Below are 22,691 nucleotides of genomic sequence, written 5' to 3'. Positions count from 1 at the left end.
AAGCCAGCCCGGCACCGTGGATTGGCTCAGGTTTTCGCCGGCGCCGGGCTGACGTATTTCTCGCGGCGGATCTGCGCGTTCGGCAGGCCGGCGGCCTTCAACGCCTCGATGCAGCTGTCCACCATGTCCGGGTTGCCGCACAGGTAGGCGATATCGCCCTGCGCGTCGGGCGCGCATTCGGCCAGCTGCTGCTGCACATAACCCTGGCGCACATCCGCATGCGGCTGCTCGGGCAATGCGCGCGAAAAACACGGCACATAGCGGAATTGCGGATGCGCATCGGCAAACGCGCGGAAGTCCTCGCCGTACAACAGCTCGGCCGGCGTGCGTGCGCCCTGCAGCAGCAGCACCTGCACGCCGCGGGTGGCGATCGCCTCGGCCAGCAGCGGCAGCATCGACCGATAGGGGGTGACGCCGGTACCGGTGGCGATCAGCACATAACGCCGGTTGTGGTCGCCCGGCGGCAGGCAGAAGCGTCCGTAGGGACCGCTGGCCTGCAACTGGTCGCCGATCTGCAGGCCTTCGAACAGCGCGGTGGCCGAGCCGCCGGGCACGAAGCTCACCGCGATATCCACTGCCTCGCCCGGTCCGAACGCATGGTCGTGGATGGTCGCCAGCGAATAGCTGCGCTTGGTCGGCGTACCGTCGGCGGCATCGAAATGGATCTGGATGAACTGCCCGGGCTGGAAATCCAGCGGCTGGCCGTCGGCACGCAGGAACTGGCAGTGGGCCACGGTGGGCGCAATCATGCGCCGGTCGACAAGCTTGAGGGGGAATTGAACGGGCACGAACGTATTTGGGACAGTCTGTGATCGGGGCTTGCCCCCGCGGGCTTCTATAATAACGGCCTGCAACTCGCTGCGCCGTCACGCTGACGCGAAGGAACATCTTGAATTCTCCATCTCCGATCACCGCACCCGCGCTGCGTGTGTGCGATCTGCGCAAGACCTACGACAACGGCACCCAGGCGCTCAAGGGCGTTTCGCTGGATGTGGCGCCAGGCGATTTCTTTGCCCTGCTCGGCCCCAACGGCGCCGGCAAATCCACCCTGATCGGCATCATCAGCTCGCTGGTGAACCTGTCCGCCGGCCAGGTGGAAGTGTTCGGCACCGACCTGGTCGGCCATCGCAGCGATGCAATGCGCCTGATCGGGCTGGTCCCGCAGGAGGTCAACTTCAATCTATTCGAAAAACCCTTCGACATCCTGGTCAATTACGCCGGTTTCTACGGCATGCCGCGCGCCGAGGCCGAGCGCCTGGCCGAAGCGGAGCTGCGCCGCTCGCACCTGTGGGAAAAGGCCCAGGTGATGAGCCGCACGCTGTCCGGCGGCATGAAGCGCCGGCTGATGATCGCCCGCGCCATGATGACCCAGCCGCGCCTGCTGATCCTGGACGAGCCCACCGCCGGCGTGGACATCGAGATCCGCCGCGACATGTGGCGCGTGCTCAAGGAGATCAACGCTGCCGGCACCACCATCATCCTCACCACGCATTACCTGGAAGAAGCCGAGCACCTGTGCCGCAACCTGGCCATCATCAACCACGGCCAGATCGTCACCCAGGGGCCGATGCGCGAGCTGCTGGCCAAGCTGGACGTGGAAGGCTTCCTGTTCGATATCGACGGCGACCTGCCGGCCGAACTGCCGATGATCGAAGGCACCACGCTCACCGCCATCGACGGCCACACGCTGGACCTGGACATGCCGCGCGCGATGGACCTCAACCGCGTGTTCGCCACGCTCGGCAGCGCCGGCATCCGGGTGCGCTCGATGCGCACCAAGAGCAATCGCCTGGAAGAACTGTTCGTGCGCCTGACCGGTGACGCCCCGGTACCGGCCAGCGCCCCCACGCCTGTCGCCCCCAACGGCACACCGCCCGCGCAGCCGCGCAGCGGAGGCCAGCCATGAACGAGATCCGCACCGTGACCGAACCCACCAATGCGCGCCGCAACTGGATTGCGCTGGGCACCATCGTGCGCCGCGAAGTGCAGCGCATCCTGCGCATCTGGGGCCAGACCCTGGTGCCGCCGGCCATCACCATGACGCTGTACTTCTTGATCTTCGGCGGGCTGATCGGCTCGCGCGTGGGCGACATGGGCGGCTACTCGTACATGCAGTTCATCGTGCCGGGCCTGGTGATGATGAGCGTGATCCAGAACAGCTACGGCAACATCTCCTCCAGCTTCTTCGGCGCCAAGTTCGGCCGGCACGTGGAAGAGCTGCTGGTCAGCCCGATGCCCAACTGGGTGATCCTGTGGGGCTACGTCTCCGGCGCGGTGCTGCGTGGGGTGATGGTCGGGGCGTTGGTGCTGATCATCGCGATGTTCTTCACCCCGGTGCGCATCCCGCATCCGCTGGTCACGCTGACCACGGTGCTGCTGGGCGCGACCATCTTCTCGCTGGCCGGCTTCGTCAACGCGGTGTACGCCAAGAAGTTCGACGACGTGGCGATCGTGCCGACCTTCATCCTGACCCCGCTGACCTATCTGGGCGGCGTGTTCTACTCGGTGAAGTTGCTGCCGCCGTGGGCCGAAGCGGCCACCCACGCCAACCCGATCTTCTACATGGTCAACGCGTTCCGCTACGGCCTGCTCGGCAGCTCGGACGTGCCGATCTGGGTCGCCTACGCGCTGATGCTGGGCTTTGTCGCGGTCCTCAGCGCGCTGGCGCTGTGGCTGCTGCGCCGTGGCGTGGGTTTGCGGAGCTGATGACGATGGCGATGCGTATCCTCATCCTCGGCGCCGGCGGTACCGGCGGCTATTTCGGCGGACGCCTGGCGCAGGCCGGTGTCGATGTGACCTTTCTGGTGCGCGCCGCGCGCGCGGCGCAGCTGCAGGCCGATGGCCTGCGCATCCGCAGTCCGTTGGGCGATGCGGATCTGCCGGTGGCGCATGTCACCGCGCAGGACCTGCCGGCCCTGGTGGCGCAGCGGCCGTTCGATCTGGTGATCCTCAGCTGCAAGGCCTACGACCTGGACAGCGCGATCGAGGCGATTGCGCCGGCGGTGGGCGAGCACACCACGGTGCTGCCGATCCTCAACGGCCTGCGCCATTACGCGGCGCTGGACGAGCATTTCGGTGCAGCACGGGTGCTGGGCGGGCTGTGCTTCATCAGCGCGACCAAGGGCGAGCACGGCGAAATCCTGCACCTGGGCAAGCCGGCGGCGATGACCTTCGGCGAGCGCGATGGCGGCGCCGCGTCCGCGCGGGTGCAGGCGCTTGCGGCGGCCTGCGCGCAGGCCGGCATCGATCATGTGGCCAGCGAGCAGATCGCGCAGGAGCAGTGGATCAAGTACAGCTTCCTCACCGCGCTGGCGGCGGCCACCTGCCTGATGCGTGCGCCGGTCGGGGCGATCGTGGCCACCGACGACGGGCGTGCGTTGATCAACGGCTTGTACAACGAATGCCTGTGGGCCGCCGATGCGGCCGGGCAGCCGATTCCGGAAGCTGCGCGCGCCAAGGCGCTGCAGACCTTGTTGCAGGTGGATTCGCCGCTGAAGGCCTCGATGCTGCGCGACCTGGAAGCCGGCCAGGAGGTGGAAGCGGCGCAGATCGTCGGCGACATGTTGAAGCGGGTGCGCGAGACAGGGCGCAATGCGCCGCTGCTGATGGCGGCGAATGTGCATCTGCAGGCGTATCAGGTGTTGCGGCATAGCTGAGGTTGGCGTGCGGGTGCGGCAGGGATACGTGTAGACCGTACCCCCATCCGCTCTGCGGGCACCGTCCCCGGTGGGGAAGGGTGCGCTCCGGCTAACGGCTTTTCTTTTGGCGCGGCTTGCACCTCGGGTAGCGGAGGTCGCAGCTAGTTGGCACCCTTGTGGCCCCGATCGGGCAATCTGCGCAAACAACCGGCCGCTGAGGCCTGCTTCGATCAGGCGCATGCGTCGCCTTGGCGCGAGGCGTCGACACACCTCACGCGATACCTCCGCAATGCGATGCCTCCGATGTGGATGTTGCCACTGCCTTCGCGCCATCACGACGCGGTGCACACGATGCTCTGCCTCCCCTCGTCCGTGTCGCCTCCGATGAAGCTGCTCAGCCACCTGTTCCGTGCCGGTCATTTCGTGATCCTGGCGTTTTTCGTGCTGTGCGCGGCGGGTCTGGTGGCGATGGCCGCACTGGAGCTGTGGCATGGTTTTACCCCCGGCGGCGACATGGTGGTGCGCGACCGCTTCAACGTGGTGCTGGAGGCGATCGGCCTGCTCACCGTGGCGCTGGTGACGCTGGAACTGGGCCAGACCATCTTCGAGGAAGAGATCCTGCGCGACGTCAAGGTCAGCGGCCCTACGCGTGTGCGCCGCTACCTGTCGCGGTTCTTCGTGGTGATCGTGATTGCGCTGGCGATCGAGACGCTGGTGTCGATCTTCGAGCTGATGCACGACGACCCGGCCAAGCTGCCGTATGCGGCGGCGGTGGGCCTGTGCGCGGCGCTGCTGCTGATCGCCTGGGGCGTCTTCGTCAAACTCAATCGCAGCGCCGAAGAGCTGGAGCCCGAGGCGATGGCGGAAACCAAGCGCGAGGACCGCGAGGTCGAGGAATGACCGCCGTCAGTCGCCGGTAACGAACAGCGGCGGCACCGTGGTCGGCTTGCCGTCGTCGCCGAGCGCGATCATCACGAAGTGGCCGCGGGTGCACAGTTCGCGTGCGCCGCTGAGCAGATCCTCGGCGATCAGTTCCACTTCCACCTTGATCGAACTGCGCCCCACCGACACCACCCGCGCGATGGTTTCCACCATCTGGCCCTGACGGATCGGCAGCTTGAAATCCACCTGGTCCGAGCGCGCTGTCACTACCGCACGGCGCGCATAGCGCGATGCCGCCAGGAAGGCGGCCTTGTCCATCCACGCCAGCGCCTGCCCACCGAACAGCGTGCCCATGTGGTTGGTGTGGTTGGGGAACACGATCTCGGCCATGCGGACTTCGGTCGGTGGCTGGGTCTGCAGGCTGTCTGACATGCGGGGTTTCCAGGGAAGGGGGCACTGCGTGCCAGGGCGATTGCAGCAGCCTGGCACCGACAGGATAGGCGGTCAGCCGCAGCGGCGTACGCCGGAGCGTAGCGCAGTGGTGATTGGCGGCCATCTTGCCGACGCGGACGCTGCACTGCGCTTGCGCGCGGCTGCCGCGGGCGGGTTGGCCGGCGGCCGGTATTCGGCTTGGCTGTCGTGTACCGCCGCGCGCGCGATGGGGTTTGTCGGGACGGCGGTCGCGGCCGGGGCCGCTCCTACGGGAGCATCAAGATGGCTTCGCGGTCACTGGGTAAGGCGGCGGCATGCAGCCACCTTTCCGATGCGATGGCGTGCAACCGCAAGCGCGCAGGCGGCTGCGCGCCACGGTGGCTCAGAGGCTGGTCTTGACCGCGGTTTCCACCTGCGCCGGTGACTGGAAGCCGGGAAGGCGCGCCACCTCGCTGCCGTTCTTGAACAGCGCTAAGGTCGGCGTCTGCCGCAGGCCCAGGCTGCGGAAAAACTCCTCGCCAACCACTTCCAGCTTCACCTTGAGTAGTGCGACGCCCGCAGCGTCCTCGCTCGCGGCGAACTTGGTCAGCGACATGTCGAGCATCTTGCACCCCGGGCAATTGTCCTTGTAGTAGTCGACCAGTAAGCGCGGATGCGCAGCCAGGGCGGCGACGTAGTCGTCAGGCGTGGAGGCGTGGAGAGTTTGCATGGGGGGATGTCTCTGTACAGGCAAGAATATGGTCGGTCCAACGTTGGATCTTGGTGGCGTCGCGTTCGCCATGGGGCATCTGTTCGATCTCCAGCCGCGGGTAGCGCGTACCGAAGAACGCGGCGATGCGCCGCGCCGCGCCGCAGTAGTTCTCCTCGCCCCACTGCGTCTCGCCGGTGCCGAACACCGCCAGGCGCTCCGGCCTGCCGACCGCATTCACGAGCTCCTCGATGAAGCGCTTCATCTCCGGCGGCGTGCGCCCGGCGTTGATGCTCCAGCTGCCGAGGATATAGAGATCGTGCGCCGCTCCATCTGGGCACGCCTGCGCCAGCGTCTGGATATCTGCATCGATCCAAGTCACAGCATGACCCAGTTCCTCGCAGCGCGCGTGGATCGCACGCGCGACATCACGCGTATTGCCGCTGAGCGAAGTGTGGGCGAGGAGGATGTGCATCTCGGAGAAGCAATCACTCAATAACGAGTTTCAGTTCTTCGAGTCGAATGGCCATTGCTTCGACGCTGACTCCAAAAGACTCGGACAACGATACGAAGGGGGAGCCGTTGTAATAAGTCGCACTCGCAAGCTTCCTAGAGATGTGACGAAGAGTCGGAAGAGCTTCAATCACTTTGAAAATAGGCTTACTCAGTAGAGCAAATGCGGTCTGCTCATCGAGGGCAAAAACACCCAGGAAGCGAGACTTAAATTCTTCGGTGAGAAGCTTCTCTGGCAGCAAAAAGTAGGTCGCGAACTTGTCTGCCTCAAGTTCGGTTCGATTGCGCGCTTGCCTAACTCCGTCTAACGGCTGATCCCGATGTAGCTCTGTTTGATCAGGATGAAGAATTGCGTGGCCGATCTCATGAGCCGCAGTAAAACGCATGACTCTTGGGTCAGCGTCCATTGCGATTTGGATGGATCGAGTCGATTGATTAATCATGCCCGCGACCGAAACTTGGCGGTTGCCGTTGATCATCCAACCAAGACTAGAATGAAGGGTGAAGTCAAAGCCCAGAAGCTCCGCGGCAAGCTGCGGGTCTAAGACGTCAATCGGGTGCACGTTCTGGCTAAGCCCGAGATCTGTCCGCTTCTTCCAAATCGCGCGTTGCAACTCTTTAGCTTGTGCCTCTATCGACTCAAAGCTATGGCTTTTCTTTGTAGAGAAGGCCTTACCGTCCGAACTCGCAAATCGATACCGATTCTGGTCATTGCCCGCTTGCCAGCACGCCTCAATTTCTTCCATGTGCGCGTACGGGTTCTCAAGTCGCATGCGACTAGACGAGATGCGTGGATCCAATCGCTTGCTCATGGTGCCCCCGTACTTGTAGGTAAAATTACAGAGAAGTGTTGATAGTTCCGCCTCAGAGATCGTCGAAGCCGTTGTCCGAGTTTGTCTTCTTGTACGAGGCGTTGCGCATTTCGAAGAAGTCGGTCTTGGTCTCGGTGAAGTTGTCGGCGTAGGCCTTGATCCACGGCATCACGTTGTCGTTGGCGCCTTCGTACAGCTTCTCGATGCCGAGCATGCCGGCCATCTTGTTGGCGCGGTACTTCACGTAGCGGATCATCTCGTCGACGTCGATACCGTCGATGCCGTCCAGCACTTCGGCCGTCCACACCGTTTCCAGGTCGATCGCGTGCTCGAAGGCCTTGTGCACGTAATCGGTGAGCTGGTCGCCCTGCAATGCCTGGTTCTCGCCGATGATGGCGCGAATCAGCTCGCTGATGAACTTGGAATGGGCCAGTTCGTCACGGTTGATGAAGCTGATGATCTTGCCGGTGCCGGTCATGCGGTTCTGGCGCACCAGATTGTAGAAATACGCAAAGCCGGAATAGAAGTTGATGCCTTCCAGGATCGAGGACTGGATCAGCGCGCGGATCAGCGTTTCGGCCGTCTTGTCGCGCATGAAGTCTTCGTAGGCGCCCATGATCGGCGCATTGCGCTTGATGATGGTCGGATGCGTACGCGCGATCTCGAACACGCGGTTCTGATCGGCCAGGCCGGTGATCGAGGCCAGCACGTAACTATAGCTCTCGTTATGGATCACTTCCTGCTGGCCGATGATCGCGGCATTGGCGTGCGCGGCCGGGTCGGTGATGTATTCGGCGACGTTGTAGATGAAGCGTGTCTGCGGCGAATCCAGCGTTGCCAGCAGGCCGATGATCGAGTCGTAGGCATTCTTCTCGCGCGCCGACAGCTCGTTGTACTGGCGTGCGTCGCCCTTCATGTCCACTTCGTCTGGGATCCAGAAGTTGGTCGACAGCTCCTTGTAGGCCCGATAGAAGGACGGGTACGGGATGTCGTTCCAGTTGAGGATGCCGGACGTCTGGCCATTGATGATGGCGGTGGAGCGGTTCGGGTGACGCGGCTCCAGGATCTTGATGCGCTCAAGCGGTGTTGCGGACATGGGTCTTTACTCGTATTTCAGGCGTCGCGCGCGCGCGCAGCAGGGACGACGGCAGCGATGGTTCTGGAGGAAAGCCCCCTGAGTCAGGGGGCGCGCCGAGGGCGCGGGTTGTGGGAGCTGATGAAGCAGGGTCCACGGTTCGCAACGCGAACCGTGGAAGCGAAGCGCGAATGCGCTTAGCTGCTACACCACTCGCATTCACTGATGTCGATGTCGTTGGAGCGCACGTAGTACGTAGTCTTCAGGCCTTCGCGCCAGGCCGTCATGTGCAGGTCCAGCAAGGTGCTCGCACGGATGGTGCTGGGCACGTAGAAGTTGAAGCTGATCGACTGGTCGATATGCCGCTGGCGACGCGCGTTCTGGCGCACGCTGGCGAACTGGTCGACCTTGTAGGCGCCCTTTTCGTAGTACGGCCAGGTTTCCAGCGACAGGCCAGGTGCGGCGACCGGGCGACGGAAGTCCTTCTTCTCTTCGTAGTAGAACGCGCTGTAGATCGGGTCGATCGAGGCGGTGGAGCCGGCGATCTGCGCGGTGCTCATGTTCGGCGCAACCGCCAGCATCCAGGCATTGCGCACGCCGTTGACGGCCACCTGCGCGGACAGCTCCAGCCACTGCGGGCTGTTGTAGTCGCGCGCACGGAAATACTCGCCGGTGTGCCAGTCGCTGCCGCGGAACACGCTGTAGGTGCCCTTTTCCTTGGCCAGCTCCATGCTCGCCTGGACGGTCAGATAGTTGATGCGCTCGTACAGCTCGTCGCTGTAGTCCTCGGCTTCGGTGGCATTCCAGTGGATGGATTTCTGCGCCAGCAGATGGTGCCAGCCGAAGGTGCCCAGGCCGATGGCGCGGTACTTCTGGTTGGTGATGGTGGCCTGCGGCACCGGCAATTGGTTCAGATCGATCACGTTGTCGAGCATGCGCACCTGGATCGGGATCAAGCGCTCCAGCACGTCGGCGCCCAGCAGATCGGCCTGGTCTGCCTGCACGGTGATCGCACGGCCCAGGTTGATCGAGGACAGGTTGCACACGACGAAGTCGCCGGCCTTCTTGGTGGTGACGATCTGATTGCCGCTGATGATCTCCTGCATCATCCGCGTCGGGCTCATGTTCTGCAGGATCTCGGTGCACAGGTTGGACGAATAGACCATGCCCTCGTGCTTGTTCGGGTTCTTGCGATTGACCTCATCGCGATAGAACATGAACGGGTTGCCGGTTTCCAGCTGGCTGACCATGATGCGCTTGAAGATCTCGATCGCCTTGACCGTCTTGCGGGTGATGCGCTCGTCGGCGACCACTTCCTCGTACTTGCGACGGAAGCTGCTGTTGGCGTCGCCCTTCTTCTCATCAAAGAAGTCCTGCAGGTACCAGCCCTTGATCCGCTTCACTTCGTGCGGATCGAACAGATACCAGTCGCCGCGACGCTCGACCGCTTCCATGAACAGGTCGGGGATGCACACCGAGGTGAACACGTCGTGCGCGCGCAGGCGCTGGTCGCCGTTGTTCAGGCGCAGATCCAGGAACGACTCGATGTCGCGGTGGAAGATGTCCAGATAGACCGCGATGGCGCCCTTGCGCTGGCCCAGCTGATCCACCGACACCGCAGTGTTGTTGAGCTGCTTGATCCACGGCACCACGCCGCCGGAGGAATTGGACACCCCGCGGATCGCCGAACCGGACGAACGCACATAGCCCAGATACGCGCCCACGCCGCCGCCGTGCTTGGACACGCGCGCCACGTCGGTATTGGAGTCGTAGATGCCCTGCAGGCTGTCGTCGACGGTGTCGATGAAGCAGCTCGACAGCTGGCCGCCGACCTTGCCGGCATTGGCCAGGGTCGGGGTGGCCACGGTCATGTACAGGTTGGACAGCGCCCAGTAGGCCTCGCCGACCAGCTGCATGCGGCGCTCGCGGCTGCCCTTGCCGTTGCCGATCTCGTCCTGCATCAGGTACAGCGCGATGGTCAGCCAACGCTCCTGCGGCAGCTCGAACACGCCGCGCGAGTTGTCGGTGGCCAGGTAGCGCGTGGCCAGCAGGTACAGGCCGTTGTAGGCGAACAGCTTGTCGCGCTCGGGCTCGATCATCTTGCCGGCTTCGATCAGTTCGTCCTTGGAGTAGCGGCGCAGGATGTCGTTGGAATAGACATTGCGGTCGGCCAGGCTCTCCTGCAGGCCGACGAACGAGCCGTACTTCTGGCTGGCGTCGTAGAAGCGGTTGCGGCTGGCGCGCTTGTACAGGCGGCGCAGGTACAGGCGCGCGGCAAAGTGCTCCCACTCCGGGGTGGTCAGATCGACGCGGGCCTCGGCCTCGCGGATCAGATGGTCGACCAGGTCGTCGGCGTTGACGCTGTCCTTGCGGTCGACGAAGCCGAACACCGAGCGCTTGTAGTCGGACACGTCAAGCTGCGGGAATTCGGCATGGATCTGGTCGATGGCGCGCTCCAGGCGCTCCGGCTCGAACGGGATCCGGCGGTTGCCGGCTTCCTTGGTGATCCAGGTGGCGACGGCTTGTTCTTCGATGGTCTGTGCGTGCATTGCAATGGCTTGGCGGGGAGGCGGCACGATATCCGACGGGTCGGTCAATTCCGGCGCGCCGCAACCGGGCGCGGCGACACTGGCGGGAACGCTGGTGGGTGTTGCGGTACCGGCGGCGATCGCGGCAAGGGTGTCGTTGGTGGTCATGCGTCCTCCATGCGTAGGCACACGAACCCGGCTGGGGACGGGCTGCGACCGGATTCCCTGGACAGCGATGGCGGTGCGCGACGACCAGCACGCAAGACCCACGGTCTGCGGCGGCATCGCCTTCACCAGCCATCTCCTTCCCGGAGATTCCACGGCCGCCACCGCGCGGTGTGCTGTCGCGCAGTGGTCGGTGGCGAAACAACCGCAACCCCATCGGCCCACGCAGTCCGCGCCACGGCATTGCCATGGATGGCTGGATGACACCGAATGCGGTTGCGGCGAGGAGGCTGATCGACCGCGTACCGACTGCAGATCGTGCTCTTTCAGGTCCAGCTGCTTGGGGCAGCCAACCACCGACTCCCCCAAGATAGTGGGGTACCCATGAGGGGTCAACACATAATGTGGGAAAAGCCCGTAAACCCTTGTGGTGCAAAGCGCCATCTGACGAACGGTCGATTCGCCGCCGCGGACTGCCCAATCTGAGTGCGCAGTCAAGGCCCGAAACGGCAATTTTGTCGATCGGTTGGGTCCGGTTGGGTCGGCTGCGACACCCATCGATGCCGAGGCCGGTCACGGTTGGCCGTGACTGCCTCAGGCGGCACCCCACGCCTGGGACGCCTGCTCTGGCCCGGGCGACGGGAGGAAACTCGCACTGCCGACTTTAGGTCGAGGGCGCGGCGCCCTCACCGCTCGCGGGACACGCCGTGAACCCGTCCCTGGGGGCTCGATGGCGGCATCCATGCCGCCAACGGTCCCGCAATCGGCGAGGACACCGCACCAGAAAGTTGGTCGGTGGTCGCGTGAAAGCTGCTGTAGCGCATTGCGCGTCGGACGCGGAGCCGGCGCGTCATGATCGAACAACGCGCATCAAACACGGCTCCACCCGTGCACACCGACCAACTCGGCTGGTCCTTGTCCGCCCACCGTCGCGGGACCTTGAGCGGCATGGATGCCGCGCCAGAGCCTACATGGATGTACTTGCGGCGTGTCCCGCGAGGGTGGGCGGGCAAGGGCCCTGCAGCAAACTCACAGCGTCAAGGGCGCGGCGAGGGCACCGCACCAGCCAGAAAGTCAGCCGGTGGTTTATAGAAAGCCGTGCACACCGACCAACTTGACTGGTCCTTGTCCGCTCACCGTCGCGGGACCTTGAGCGGCATGGATGCCGCGCCAGAGCCTACATGGACGTACTTGCGGCGTGTCCCGCGAGGGTGGGCGGGCAAGGGCCCTGCAGCAAACTCACAGCGTCAAGGGCGCTGCGAGGGCACCGCACCAGCCAGAAAGTCAGCCGGTGGTTTATAGAAAGCCGTGCACACCGACCAACTCGACTGGTCCTTGTCCGCTCACCGTCGCGGGACCTTACGCGGCATGGATGCCGCGTAAGAGCCTACAAGGACGTACTTGCGGCGTGTCCCGCGATGGTGGGCGGGCAAGGGCCCTGCAGCAACTCACTGCGTCGAGTGTGGGCAGGCAGGAGCCCTGCAGCCAAGCCACAGAACTAGCGACGCCCGCCCGATGGCCATGAAGACGCTGTCAGCCGCTCTCAAGTGAACAGCATTACGCCCTGAGCGCGGCCATGCGCGAGATCAGATCTCGGTCGGGCCGATGTGGTGGCGCTTGCGGTAGCGGATCGACGACCACACCGAGGCGGCGATGAAGGCCACGCCGATCAGGCCGGTCAGCACTTCCGGCACGTGGTATACGGTGCCGACCAGCATGATGATCGCCAGCACGCCGATGGCGTAATGGGCGCCGTGCTCCAGGAACACGAACTCGTCCAGCGTGCCCTTGTGCACCAGATAGACCGTCATCGAACGCACGAACATCGCGCCGATCGCCAGGCCCAGCATGATGATCACCACATCGCGGGTGATCGCGAACGCGCCGATCACCCCGTCGAACGAGAACGAGGCGTCCAGCACTTCCAGGTACAGGAAGGCGGCAATACCCGAGCGCTTGGCCGGGCCCATGCCGTCCTCGCCCTCTTCGGCCTCGAACAGCGCGTCCACGCTGCCGACCAGCAGGTACAGCAGGATGCCGCCCAGGCCGGCGAACAGCACGCTCTGGAAGATTTCGTCAGGCAGGAACAGCTTGGTGCCCAGCAGCACCGACACCGCCACGATCACCGACATCGCATCGGCCTTGCCCAGCTTGCCGACCAGCCGTTCCACCGGCCCGAGCCAGTGCAGCTTGCGCTCCTGGTCGAACAGGAAGTTCAGGAACACCAGCAGCAGGAACATGCCACCGAAGGCGGCGATGGACGGGTAGTTGTCGGTCAGTACCTGGCTGTAGCGGTCCGGCTCCTTCAGCGCCATCTGCATCACCGGCACCAGACCCATGCCGGTGGCCACCGACACGATCACGATCGGAAACACCAGGCGCATGCCGAACACCGCGATCAGGATGCCGACGGTGAGGAACAGCTTCTGCCAGAACGCATTCATGTGCTTGAGCACGCCGGCGTTGACCACCGCGTTGTCGAACGACAACGACACCTCCAGCACGCTCAGCACCAGGCACAGCCACAGCGCCTGCCAGATGCCCATCGCGGAGGTATGACCCCACCAGGCAGCCAGGCCCAGGCAGATCGCTGTGACCAAGAACGACATTCTGAAATCGCGAAACATTGACACTCCCAGGCGGGCCGAGACGACAGCCGGAGCAACCGGCCAGGGCGGGGCCCGGCAGATCCGGCATGCGGTGGAGGATGGGGGACCGCGGCGTGACGCAAGGTCAGGCCGGGCGTGGCTCGCCCATTATAGGGAGTGTCACCGCCATCAGGGTCGCATCGTCCGGATCCGGGCGGACCCCGAAGCCCAGGCTCTGGCACATCGCCAGCATGGTGCGGTTCTCGCGCAGCACCTGGCCTTCGATCTGCTTCAGGCCCAGCCAGCGCGCGTACTCGATCATGATGCGCATCAGCTGCCAGCCGATGCCGTGGCCCTTGAGGTCGGAGCGGATCAGGATGCCGTACTCCCCGCGCTCGTAGTCGGCGTCGGCATGCAGCCGCACCGCGCCGAGCATGTCGCCGGTCTTGGGGTCGATGGCCACCAGCGCGATCGAGCGCGCGTAATCGAGCTGGGTCAGCCGCGCGATGAATTCGTGGCTGAAATGCTTGACCAACTGGAAGAAGCGCAGCCGCAGGTCTTCGTCGGTCACCCGCGCGAAGAACGCGCGGAACAATGCATCGTCCTCGGGGCGCACCGGGCGCACCAGCGCGTGCGTGCCATCGCCCAGCCCGATCTGGCGCTCCCATTCCTTCGGATACGGAAAGATCGCAAAGCGCGGATGACCGCGCCCCTTGTGCAGCTTGCGCGCCGGTGCCACCGCCACGCGCGCGTCCAGCGCAATCACGCCATCGCGGTCGGCCAGCAGCGGGTTGATATCCAGCTCGGTGATCTCGGGGATGTCGGCAGCCAGCTGCGCCAGCTTGACCAGCACCAATGCCACCGCGCGCTCGTCGGCGGCCGGCACGTCGCGGTAGGCCTTGAGGATGCGCGACACCCGCGTGCGCCCGATCAGTTCGTGGGCCAGACGCAGGTCCAGCGGCGGCAGCGCCAGCTCGCGGTCGTTGATCACTTCCACCGCAGTGCCGCCGCGCCCGAACACGATCGCCGGGCCGAACACCGGGTCGTCGGCGATCCCTGCGATCAATTCGCGCGCCTTGGGCCGCAGCACCGTGGGCTGCACGATCACCCCATCGATCACCGCCTTGGGGTGCGCGGTGCGCGCACGCGCCAGGATGCCGGTCGCCGCTTCGCGCACCGCCGCCACGCTGGACAGGTTCAGGCGTACGCCGTCGACATCGGACTTGTGCGCGATGTCGCTGGACAGCACCTTCAAGGTCACCGTGCGGCCGACGGCCAGTAACGGGTCGGCCAGCAAGGCGGCCTCGTTGGCGGTGGCGGCCACCTGCAGCGGCACGATCGGGATGCCGTAGGCGGCCAGCAGCCGGTTGGTGGCCACCGGATCCAGCCAGCGCTGGCCCGCGGCCAGCGCCTCCTCCACCAGCGCGCGGGCGATGCCGGCATCCACCACGAAATCTTCCGGCAGGCTGGGCGGGGTCTCCATCAACGCCGCCTGCGCCTCGCGGTAGCGCACCAGGTGGGTGAAGCCGCGCACCGCGTCCGATTCGGTCGCAAAGGTGGGCACGCGCGCGGCATTGAGTGCGGCAATCGCCGCATCGTCCTGGCCCAGCCATACCGCGAACACCGGCTTTTCGCGCTGGTGGCGGTTGCGTTGGTCCAGCGCGCGGGTCAGCGCCTTGGCCGCATCGGCCGAGGAGGTGAATGCGGTGGGCACGTTGACCACCAGCAGTGCGTCGTTCTCGGGGTCGTCCAGCAAGGCTTCGATCGCCGCGGCATAACGCGGCCCGTCGGCATCGACGATGATGTCGACCGGATTGCTGCGCGACCAGCCCTGCGGCAGCGATTGATCCAGCCGCTCCAGCGTCTTGGCCGACAGCTCGGCCAGGGTGCCGCCGCGCAGCACCAACTGGTCCACCGCCAGCTGCCCCACCCCGCCGCCATTGCTGAGGATGGCCAGCCGCCGGCCGGGAAAACTGCCGAGCCGGCCCAGGGTTTCGGCGGCGGCGAACAATTCGTCCAGCGCGCCCACCCGCAACAGACCGGCACGCGCGAATGCCGCGCCATACACCGCATCCGAGCCGGCCAGCGCCTGCGCATGGGTGTCGGCATTGGGATTGATGCGGAACTGGCGCCCGGACTTGACCACCACCACCGGCTTGGCGCGCGCGGCGGCGCGTGCGGCCGACATGAACTTGCGCGCATCGCCGATGCGTTCGACATACAGCAGGATCGCGCGGGTGCGGTAGTCGGTGGCGAAGTAGTCGAGCAGATCGCCGAAATCCACATCCAGCGTATCGCCCAGCGACACCACCGCCGAGAACCCCACCGAGCGCGCCACGCCCCATTCCACCAGTGCGGCGGCAATCGCGCTGGATTCGGAAATCAGCGCCAGGTCGCCGGCCTGCGGGCAATGCGCAGCGATGCTGGCATTGAGCCGCGCATGCGGGGCGATCACGCCCAGGCAGTGCGGGCCGAGGATGCGCATGCCCTTGGCGCGCGCGGCCGCCTCCATCCGCGCAGCCGGCGAGCCGGGGCCACTGCCCAGCCCGGCGGTGAGGATGATTGCCGCGGCCACCCCGCGTCGCGCCGCGATCGACACGATGCGCGGCACGATGCGCGCCGGCGCGGTGATCACCACCAGGTCCGGCACCCAGGCCAGATCGGTCAGCCGCGCCACCGTGCGCACGCCATCGATCTCGCTGTAGCGCGGGCTCACCCAGCCGATCTGCCCGGCAAACCCGGCTGCGCGCAGGTTGCGCACCACCGCCCGCCCGGCCGAGCGATCACGCGGACTGCCGCCCACCACCGCCACGGTGGTGGGGCGAAAGACCTGCTGCAGGTGGTAGGTACTCATGGCTAAAAGAGACGCGGAGAAACGGACACGGTACACGTCGGCCCGAGCGCACGTCATCGATCGCGCGGCACAGAACAGCGACGCACCGCCCCTTATTTGTTGTGAACGATTCGCATTTTCGTTAATATCCCGTGGTCAGCCAGCTTCCTGCGCCGCCCCGCGCCCTCCGCCAGCGACCCACTCGGAACAGGGCCCCCCAATGAAACTGCTGACCTTGTCGGCGCTGCTGCTCGCTGCGTCCGCCTCTGCGCACACCCCTTATCTGGCACCCAACACCTTCGCGCCCCAGCCCGGCCAGACGGTGACCCTGGACGCGGCCTTCGCCGAGACCTTTTTCGTCCCGGAAGCGGCCTTCGACCAGAGCCACTTCAGCATCACCGGGCCCGACGGTCGCGATGTCGAACCGGCCCGGGTGCAGCCGCTCGACACCCGCACCGTGGTCGAACACACCCTGGGCAAACAGCCCGGCACCTATCGGGTCAGCACCGGCCTGCGCGTGGGTGCGCAGTTCCGCACCTGGGAGCTGGACGGCAAACGGCAGACCGTGCGCGACCCGAACGTAGCCATGCCCAAGGGCGCCACGCTGATCGCCAGTTTCCAGTCGCGCACCCTGGCGGAAACCTATCTGAGCGTCGGCAAACCCGATCGACGCGCACTGGCGCCGCGCAACCGCGGGCTGGAGCTGGTGCCGGTAACGCATCCAAACGACCTGTACGTCGGCGAGACCTTCGCCTTCACGGTGCAGTACGACGGCGTGCCGCTGGCCAGGCAGAGCGTGGACATCAGCGAGGCGGTCTGGACCTCCGACCGCAAGCCGGCGCAGGTCAGCGTGACCACCGACGCAGCGGGCCGCGCCACCCTGCAACTGGACCGCGCCGGCACCTGGCTGGCGCTGACCCGCCACCGCACCCCGGCCCCGCCCGATGCCCCGGTGCGCGAGTACAGCAACAGCACCACGCTCACCTTCCAGGTGCTGGAGCCATAGCGCCGCGCAGCCGCTGCGGCGGTTGCATTGCCCCACCAGCATGACGCCACCGGCGCGGCGCATCCGCCCGGCCCACCGATCCGCCTGCAGGCCCAGCCAGCGCCACGGCCCGGCACCGTTTTTTTCCTCAAGAGGCAACCCATGAACCCTGGCTCCCTGGCCGGCGCGTGCCTGTGCGCGCTGCTGCTTCCTGCGACCGCAATCGCCCAGTCCGACCCGCGCCCGCTGCTCGGCGGGCACGGCAACAACGTGCAAGCCTTCATCACCCAGCATGACGACGACCACGACGGCCGCATTACCGCCGCCGACTTCGCGGCCTTCCGCCGCGCCCGCTTCGACGCCACCGACCGCAACCACGACGGCAGCGTCGACGAGGACGAGTACGTGGCCGAGTTCCGCCAGCGCCGCCAGCGTGCGCTGGAGCAGGAACGCGGCGCTCAGGCGGCACAAGGCCGGACCCGTTTTGCCGCACTCGATATCGACGGCGACGGGCAGGTGTCGCGCGCCGAATTCGATGCCACCGGGGCGCAGGACTGGACGCGCGGCCAGGCGGCGCTGGAGGCGGCGGCCAAGGAGGCCGGCACCGAGCGGACGCTCGCCTTCGATCGCGACGGTGGCCGCCCGGGCATGCCCGACAGCGGCTCGGCCGAGGGCTTTGTCGCGCTGTACGACGAAAACGGCGACGGCAAGGTGGGCCGCAAGGAGTACGCGGACCTGCGCGCAGCGCAGTTCGCCAGTGCCGACGGCGACCGCAACGCGGCGCTGTCGCTGGACGAGTACCGGGTGGAGTTCGAGGACCGCCTCAACCGCCGCCTTACCGCGCTCGAGCAGGCCGACGACCGCCAGGTGCATGTGCGTTTCACCGTGCTCGATACCGACAAGGACCAGCGCATGAGCTTTGCCGAATATCAGGCCTCGGGGCTGCGCACCTTCGCCCGCGTCGACCGTAACCACGACGGCGTGGTCGATGCCGGCGATGCCGCGTTGCCGCCGCCAGCGCCTGCGACTGCGCCGGCCACCACGCCGGCCCGGGCCGACTGACCTCCCGACGCGGGCCTTGGCGCCCGCGCCCCTGGCCCGCCACCGGCGGGCCCACCCAGCCACGCGACCGCTCTTGCCGCCCGCAGCCAGGTGCGCGCCTTCCGGCGCCCCTTCCTCTTTCCTGACTGTGGACTCCACGATGACCTCGACACCGACCCTGCTGGCCCTGGCGATCGCCGCCGGCCTGGCCTTCCCGCTGCATGCCGAACAGGCACCCGCCGACGCCACCACCTTCGACCCGGTCGAAGTGAAGGCCGCGCGCGACAAGCGCGCCTCCAGCAACCAGAACGTCACCACCCTCGACACCGCGCAGCTGCAGCAGGAGCAGGCCGAGAGCATGGAAGACCTGGTGCGTTACATCCCCGGCGTCAGCATCGCCGACATGGGCCGCTTCGGCGAGAACGGCTTCAACATCCGCGGCCTGGAAGGCGACCGGGTGGCGATGACCATCGATGGCCTGTCGATGGCCGAGGGCGTGGAGACCGCGCGCGACTACGAGTTCTTCCGCGCCGGCCGCGGCGGGGTTGACGTCGATTCGCTCAAGCGCGTGGACATCGTCAAGGGCGCCGACTCCATCAGTGCCGGCAGCGGCGCGCTCGGTGGCGCGGTGGTGTTCACCACCAAGGATCCCTACGACTACCTCAAGGCACAGGGCAACGACAGTTATGTCGGCCTGAAGACCGGCTACACCGGCCATAACGACCAATTGCTCGGCAACCTCACCGTCGCCAACCGCAGCGGCATCGTCGAATCGATGTTGACCTACACCCGCCGCGAGGGCCACGAATCGGAAGGCTGGTACTCCAGCACCGACATCGACACCGGCAGCGCGCGGCGCACGCCCGACCCGGTCGACAGCCAGAGCGACAACGTGCTGGCCAAGCTCGACGTGGTGCCGAATGCGCAGCACCGCATCGGCGTGGTGTACGAACGCAATCGCTCGCAGAACCGGGTCGACAACCTGAGCCGCGTCAGCGCGCCCAGCTACGCCGAGCGCATCGGCGAAGACAGCAACGACCGTGACCGCTATGGCCTGCGCTACATCTGGAACGCCGACAACACCTTGTTCGACACCATGGAGGCGCAGCTCGACCGCCAGCAGACCGACAGCCGCGGCACCACCCGCATCCTCACCCAGAGCGGCAGCTCGAGCACCCCGGCCACCGCTGCCACCACCCGCTGCACGGTGGCGCTGCCGTGTCGCCGTGCCGAGGACCGCGACACCGAGCAGACCCTGGACCGCCTCGCGGTCGATTTCGACAAGCGGCTGCAGGGAAGCGGCTGGTCGCAAGCGCTGCTGTACGGGGCAGCCTGGCAGCGCCGCAGCATCGATTTCAGCGCGATCGACTACCGCTGGAACAACGCCGGCACGCTGGACACCGCCACCGTCGACCCGGCGCAGGTGCCCAAGACCGATGCCGACACGTGGAGCGTGTACCTGCGCGACCGCATCGGCCTGCTCGACGACCGCCTGCAGCTCACCCTGGGTGCGCGCTACGACCACTACCGCTATGCGCCGACGCTGTCGTCCACCTTCGTCGACGTCACCGGCACGGTGCGCGAGGTGACCTTCGCCTCGCCGACCTGGCAGGCCGGCATCAGCTACGCGTTCACCCCGCAGCAGACGTTGTGGTTCCAGGCCGGGCGCGGCTTCCGGGCGCCGACCACCGCCGAGATGTACGCCCCGACCAGCATCACCGCACTGACCCGGCTGGACACCGGCGCTACCGTCAACGTGCCGACGGTGGCCGCCAACCCCGCGCTCGAAGCCGAGCGCAGCCTCAACCTGGAACTGGGCTGGCGCTGGGAAAGCGACTGGGCGCGCGTGGGCCTGTCGGTGTTCCGCGACCGCTACGACGACTTCATCCAGAGCGAGACGGTCACCACCGATGCCGGCACGCTCTACCAGACCTGTACCCGCGGCGTGTGCACCACGCGCAACGGCTACGCCTACACCACGCTGCTCAACGTCGGTCAGGTCGAGGTCAAGGGCGTGGAACTGGATGCGCAGTTCAAGCTCGGCGACGCCTGGCTGCTGCGCGCGGCATGGACCCACAATCAGGGCGAGCTGGAAGATGGCCGCCCGCTGGACAGCATCAATCCGGATCGCGGCGTGCTCGGCCTGAGCTGGCAGGGCCTGGACGAGCGCCTGCGTGTCACCGCCAACATCACCCACGCGCTGGCCAAGCAGGCCAAGGACGTCAACGTCGAGAACGACATCTTCGGCGCTGCGGCCGAGCCGTTCCTCAGCGACGCCTACAGCGTGGTCGACCTGTTCGGCAGCTACCGCTTCAACGCGCACGTGCGCGTCAATCTCGGCGTCTACAACCTGTTCGACGAGCGCTACTACCAGTGGGCGCGCATCCGCAATGTCACCCGCGGCGATTTCTATCTGTACGGCTATGCCACCGACGACGGCATCGGTCGCTACAGCGAACCGGGGCGCAACCTGCGTGCCACGCTATACGTGACCTTCTGATGCGATCGCCGCTGCGCATCGCTGCATGCCCCGCCGTGCAGCGATGCAGGCCGGACCAGCCGGTACCGCCTGGCCCTGCACCGGGCGCGTTGCGTCGGGTTTCGCGTTTCGATTGCCGGGACGCAGAGTCGACAACCGGGTGAGGTGCCGCACCGCATGCGACACCTCGACCAGGGCATGGCGGGCGCGCAGCGCTGCGCGCACCCCGCCCCCTTCCCGCTGCGCTACAACAAGGTGCCGCTGAGGATCGCGGCAGCAATGCTGAAATAGATCACCAACCCGGTGACATCCACCAGGGTCGCCACGAACGGGGCCGAGGCGCTGGCCGGGTCGAAGCCGAGCCGCTGCAGCACGAACGGCAGCATCGAGCCGGACAGCGAGCCGAAGGTGACAATGCCGATCAGCGCCGCGCCGATGGTCAGCGCCACCATCTGCCAGTGCGGGCCGTAGTCGTACAGGCCGGCGGTCTGCCAGATGGTGATGCGCACGATCGCCAGGATGCCCAGGATGGTGCCCAGGGTGAGCCCGGTCGGCAGCTCGCGCAGCGCCACCTTCCACCAGTCGCCCAGGCGCAGCTCGCGCAGTGCCAGCGAGCGGATCAGCAGCGAGGTGGCCTGCGAGCCGGAGTTACCGCCGGAGCTCATGATCAGCGGAATGAACAGGGTCAGCACCACCGCCTTGGACAACTCGTCCTCGAAGTGCTGCATCGCGCTGGCGGTGAGCATTTCGCCCAGGAACAGCACGCTCAGCCAACCGGCGCGCTTCTTGATCATCTGGCCGAAGCCGATCTGCATGTAGGGCTTGTCCAGCGCCTCCATGCCGCCGAACTTGTGCACGTCCTCGGTGGACTCGGCGATCAATGCATCCAGCACATCGTCCACGGTGACGATGCCGAGCACATGGCCATGGGCATCCACCACCGGGATCGCCAGCAGGTCGTGGCGGCGGATCAGGCGGGCGACTTCTTCCTGGTCCAGCGCCGGGTCCACCGTGACCGGCGGGTTGACCTGTGCCACCTCCAGGATCGGCGCGTCCGGCGCGCCGGTGATCAGCCGGCGCATGGTGACCACCTGGGTCAGCACGCGGCTGTGCGGATCGAGCAGATAGATCGCATAGACCGTCTCGCGGCTGCGCTCCACCTGGCGGATGTGCTGCAGGGTGCGGCCCACCGTCCAGTCGGCCGGCACCGCCACGAACTCGGTGGTCATCAGCGCGCCGGCGGTATTGGGCGGGTAGCGCATCAACGCCTGGATCGACAGCCGCGCCTCGGCACTGAGCAACCACAGCAGTGGCGCGCGCTGGTCGGCATCCAGGCCGTGGAAGATGTCGGTGGCGCGGTCGTCGGCCATCTGCCCGAGCAGGGATGCGGCCTGCTCGGCCGGCAGCAGCGCGACCAGCGCGCTGGCGGCGTGCAGCTCGGGTTGTTCGAGCAATTTCACCGCACGCGGCTGCGCCAGCGCGGCCAGCACCTGTGCGGCCTCGTCGCGGCCGAGGGTGTTGAGGTATTCCACCGCATCGGCCGTGTTGAAGTCGGCGATGGGTGCGATCAAGGCATCGACGCCTTGGGCAAGGCGCAGGGTTTCGTTGGACATGGGGTTCGCCTGGTGACGACCGTCGTCGATGACAGCCGGCGAACCTTGACGTCTCAGGCGCGCGCCAGCTGGGTCATCGACCCGGGTCTAGGGTGACTGTCGCTGGACATGAAAAGGGCTCCGAGAGTGCGCACCGGCCGGTGATCCGGGCGGCGGCGCGGCGCAGTCTGCGCGCCTGCGCCGGCTTGGTCAATGCCCCCGCGCGGGCGGCGCTCAGCGCGCGTCCAGGCGACCGTGCACGGCATGGCTTCAAGGTCTCGATCGGGCGGCCGTGCGTCGGACGCAGCACGCGCACCTGCGGCAGATCCACATGGGGAGCAGCCGGAAGATGGCGCGTATGTCGCGCAGGATGCCCCGGCGTTCGATGGCGATCGCCTGCAGTGTGGCAGGCAGCACACGCTGATCCAGGCCGACATGTC

17 protein-coding genes are annotated in these 22,691 nt (G+C 66.3%); 7 read left to right on the top strand and 10 right to left on the bottom strand.

What is annotated here, in order from left to right:
* Positions 1-26 precede the first annotated feature (26 nt).
* A complete protein-coding gene (locus FHT08_RS17750; protein ID WP_166776099.1) occupies positions 27-854 on the bottom strand; it encodes a ferredoxin--NADP reductase in 828 nt (275 codons plus the stop codon).
* Between the two features lie 35 nt (positions 855-889).
* On the opposite strand from FHT08_RS17750, the gene FHT08_RS17745 reads away from it, so the two are divergent.
* The 4 genes from FHT08_RS17745 (at position 890) to FHT08_RS17730 (ending at position 4,538) form a co-directional block, all read left to right on the top strand.
* The gene (locus FHT08_RS17745) at positions 890-1,906 is read left to right on the top strand and encodes an ABC transporter ATP-binding protein (protein ID WP_166776097.1); all 1,017 of its coding nucleotides are present in this window, start codon (positions 890-892) and stop codon (positions 1,904-1,906) included.
* Positions 1,903-2,706 carry an ABC transporter permease gene (locus FHT08_RS17740; protein ID WP_016903649.1) on the top strand — a complete coding sequence of 268 codons (804 nt, stop codon included), beginning with the start codon at positions 1,903-1,905 and terminating at the stop codon, positions 2,704-2,706. The genes FHT08_RS17745 and FHT08_RS17740 overlap by 4 nt, the downstream gene beginning before the upstream one ends.
* A 5-nt stretch (positions 2,707-2,711) precedes the next feature.
* Complete coding sequence (panE, locus tag FHT08_RS17735; RefSeq protein ID WP_208409109.1) at positions 2,712-3,656, top strand: 2-dehydropantoate 2-reductase; 945 nt, start codon at positions 2,712-2,714, stop codon at positions 3,654-3,656.
* A gap of 366 nt (positions 3,657-4,022) precedes the next feature.
* Complete coding sequence (locus tag FHT08_RS17730; RefSeq protein ID WP_166776095.1) at positions 4,023-4,538, top strand: hypothetical protein; 516 nt, start codon at positions 4,023-4,025, stop codon at positions 4,536-4,538.
* 6 nt (positions 4,539-4,544) lie between these two features.
* Here the strand turns inward: FHT08_RS17730 and FHT08_RS17725 are convergent, their stop codons facing one another.
* The 8 genes from FHT08_RS17725 to FHT08_RS17675 form a co-directional block, all read right to left on the bottom strand.
* The gene (locus FHT08_RS17725) at positions 4,545-4,952 is read right to left on the bottom strand and encodes an acyl-CoA thioesterase (protein ID WP_104537658.1); all 408 of its coding nucleotides are present in this window, start codon (positions 4,950-4,952) and stop codon (positions 4,545-4,547) included.
* 382 nt (positions 4,953-5,334) lie between these two features.
* Complete coding sequence (locus FHT08_RS17720) at positions 5,335-5,661, bottom strand: thioredoxin family protein (protein WP_104560576.1); 327 nt, start codon at positions 5,659-5,661, stop codon at positions 5,335-5,337.
* Entirely contained in the window at positions 5,633-6,115 is a 483-nt protein-coding gene (locus FHT08_RS17715; RefSeq protein WP_166776093.1) for a flavodoxin, read from the bottom strand. The genes FHT08_RS17720 and FHT08_RS17715 overlap by 29 nt, the downstream gene beginning before the upstream one ends.
* Positions 6,116-6,128: 13 nt before the next feature.
* Positions 6,129-6,899, bottom strand: a complete 771-nt coding sequence (locus tag FHT08_RS17710) for an ImmA/IrrE family metallo-endopeptidase (RefSeq protein WP_243849082.1) — start codon at positions 6,897-6,899, stop codon at positions 6,129-6,131.
* Positions 6,900-7,017: 118 nt separating this feature from the next.
* Positions 7,018-8,061: a ribonucleotide-diphosphate reductase subunit beta gene (locus tag FHT08_RS17705; RefSeq protein ID WP_016903642.1), complete on the bottom strand. Its 1,044-nt coding sequence runs from the start codon at positions 8,059-8,061 to the stop codon at positions 7,018-7,020.
* Between the two features lie 176 nt (positions 8,062-8,237).
* Positions 8,238-10,736 carry a ribonucleoside-diphosphate reductase subunit alpha gene (locus tag FHT08_RS17700; RefSeq protein WP_104605852.1) on the bottom strand — a complete coding sequence of 833 codons (2,499 nt, stop codon included), beginning with the start codon at positions 10,734-10,736 and terminating at the stop codon, positions 8,238-8,240.
* Between the two features lie 1,583 nt (positions 10,737-12,319).
* Positions 12,320-13,360 (bottom strand): DUF475 domain-containing protein, encoded by a 1,041-nt coding sequence (locus tag FHT08_RS17680; protein WP_026064785.1) that lies wholly within the window; start codon positions 13,358-13,360, stop codon positions 12,320-12,322.
* A 106-nt stretch (positions 13,361-13,466) separates the two neighbouring features.
* Complete coding sequence (locus FHT08_RS17675) at positions 13,467-16,175, bottom strand: bifunctional acetate--CoA ligase family protein/GNAT family N-acetyltransferase (protein ID WP_102596997.1); 2,709 nt, start codon at positions 16,173-16,175, stop codon at positions 13,467-13,469.
* A 199-nt stretch (positions 16,176-16,374) separates the two neighbouring features.
* On the opposite strand from FHT08_RS17675, the gene FHT08_RS17670 reads away from it, so the two are divergent.
* From FHT08_RS17670 to FHT08_RS17660, 3 genes are all read left to right on the top strand, one after another.
* Positions 16,375-17,160: a DUF4198 domain-containing protein gene (locus FHT08_RS17670; protein WP_016904362.1), complete on the top strand. Its 786-nt coding sequence runs from the start codon at positions 16,375-16,377 to the stop codon at positions 17,158-17,160.
* Positions 17,161-17,301: 141 nt separating this feature from the next.
* Entirely contained in the window at positions 17,302-18,201 is a 900-nt protein-coding gene (locus tag FHT08_RS17665) for an EF-hand domain-containing protein (RefSeq protein ID WP_166776086.1), read from the top strand.
* Between the two features lie 139 nt (positions 18,202-18,340).
* Positions 18,341-20,680: a TonB-dependent hemoglobin/transferrin/lactoferrin family receptor gene (locus FHT08_RS17660; RefSeq protein WP_166776084.1), complete on the top strand. Its 2,340-nt coding sequence runs from the start codon at positions 18,341-18,343 to the stop codon at positions 20,678-20,680.
* A 224-nt stretch (positions 20,681-20,904) separates the two neighbouring features.
* On the opposite strand, the gene mgtE is transcribed toward FHT08_RS17660, so the two are convergent.
* Positions 20,905-22,272 carry a magnesium transporter gene (gene mgtE / locus FHT08_RS17655; protein WP_166776082.1) on the bottom strand — a complete coding sequence of 456 codons (1,368 nt, stop codon included), beginning with the start codon at positions 22,270-22,272 and terminating at the stop codon, positions 20,905-20,907.
* Positions 22,273-22,691: the final 419 nt, after the last annotated feature.

The sequence above is a fragment of the Xanthomonas sp. CFBP 8151 genome (assembly GCF_011761885.1).
GTDB lineage: Bacteria > Pseudomonadota > Gammaproteobacteria > Xanthomonadales > Xanthomonadaceae > Xanthomonas > Xanthomonas arboricola_B.
Note: the sequence above shows the minus strand (reverse complement) of the source record. Positions and strands in the feature narration are given on the sequence as shown.

Bases quoted from the DNA above. Each gene is read 5' to 3' on its own strand.
- FHT08_RS17705 (WP_016903642.1), bottom strand. From the start codon at position 8,061: ATGTCCGCAACACCGCTTGAGCGCATCAAGATCCTGGAGCCGCGTCAC.
- FHT08_RS17740 (WP_016903649.1), top strand. From the start codon at position 1,903: ATGAACGAGATCCGCACCGTGACCGAACCCACCAATGCGCGCCGCAAC.
- FHT08_RS17700 (WP_104605852.1), bottom strand. From the start codon at position 10,736: ATGACCACCAACGACACCCTTGCCGCGATCGCCGCCGGTACCGCAACA.
- FHT08_RS17665 (WP_166776086.1), top strand. From the start codon at position 17,302: ATGAACCCTGGCTCCCTGGCCGGCGCGTGCCTGTGCGCGCTGCTGCTT.
- FHT08_RS17725 (WP_104537658.1), bottom strand. From the start codon at position 4,952: ATGTCAGACAGCCTGCAGACCCAGCCACCGACCGAAGTCCGCATGGCC.
- FHT08_RS17730 (WP_166776095.1), top strand. From the start codon at position 4,023: ATGAAGCTGCTCAGCCACCTGTTCCGTGCCGGTCATTTCGTGATCCTG.
- FHT08_RS17680 (WP_026064785.1), bottom strand. From the start codon at position 13,360: ATGTTTCGCGATTTCAGAATGTCGTTCTTGGTCACAGCGATCTGCCTG.
- FHT08_RS17660 (WP_166776084.1), top strand. From the start codon at position 18,341: ATGACCTCGACACCGACCCTGCTGGCCCTGGCGATCGCCGCCGGCCTG.
- FHT08_RS17675 (WP_102596997.1), bottom strand. From the start codon at position 16,175: ATGAGTACCTACCACCTGCAGCAGGTCTTTCGCCCCACCACCGTGGCG.
- FHT08_RS17670 (WP_016904362.1), top strand. From the start codon at position 16,375: ATGAAACTGCTGACCTTGTCGGCGCTGCTGCTCGCTGCGTCCGCCTCT.
- FHT08_RS17720 (WP_104560576.1), bottom strand. From the start codon at position 5,661: ATGCAAACTCTCCACGCCTCCACGCCTGACGACTACGTCGCCGCCCTG.
- panE (WP_208409109.1), top strand. From the start codon at position 2,712: ATGGCGATGCGTATCCTCATCCTCGGCGCCGGCGGTACCGGCGGCTAT.
- mgtE (WP_166776082.1), bottom strand. From the start codon at position 22,272: ATGTCCAACGAAACCCTGCGCCTTGCCCAAGGCGTCGATGCCTTGATC.
- FHT08_RS17710 (WP_243849082.1), bottom strand. From the start codon at position 6,899: ATGGAAGAAATTGAGGCGTGCTGGCAAGCGGGCAATGACCAGAATCGG.
- FHT08_RS17715 (WP_166776093.1), bottom strand. From the start codon at position 6,115: ATGCACATCCTCCTCGCCCACACTTCGCTCAGCGGCAATACGCGTGAT.